1 protein-coding gene is annotated in these 541 nt (G+C 31.1%); it reads right to left on the minus strand.

All coding sequences use genetic code 11. The features are described 5' to 3' along the window. Nucleotides 1-178: 178 nt before the first annotated feature. On the minus strand, nt 179-517 hold the full coding sequence (locus QZ359_RS00210; protein WP_173213057.1) for a helix-turn-helix transcriptional regulator: 339 nt from the start codon (nt 515-517) through the stop codon (nt 179-181). Nucleotides 518-541: the final 24 nt, after the last annotated feature.

Genomic DNA, 541 nt, shown 5'->3' on the forward strand with positions numbered 1-541 from the left:
CAATTGATTCAGCTACAAGTAAGGAATTTGTTAGTCTTATCGACACTCGAAAATAGTATTTTGAGCTATTTGCGTCTAGTTTTCTATATAAAAGTAAAAAAGAAAGCTTTGTGCCTTCTTAAACAATTATGGGAAATCTAATGATTACGAATGATAAAGAAGCAAATCAGAACATCTATTATTTGACTTCTTTGAGAATGAGTATCAAGGCATCTAAGACTCGGGAACGTTGTTCTGTTGGAAGAGTTTTTAATTCATCAACAAGTAGAGAAATTTTGGGGTCTTCTTCTTTTAACTGTATATCAAAGAATGTATCTAAATCTACTTCTAATGCTTCCATTACTTTCTCTAGCGTTTGAATTTTTAAGTTAGTTGAAAGATTTTCTAATTTGTAGATATAATTAGTACCCAAATCAGCCATCTCTTCTAGTTGTTCTTGAGTATATCCTCTTTCTAAACGTAATAGACGGATTCTTTTAGAGATGTAATCTTGAAGATTGCTTTTGTTATTTGTCATGTAGTACCTCGCTACTTACATGAT

It is taken from the genome of Streptococcus sp. (assembly GCF_019414905.1).
Taxonomy (GTDB): domain Bacteria; phylum Bacillota; class Bacilli; order Lactobacillales; family Streptococcaceae; genus Streptococcus.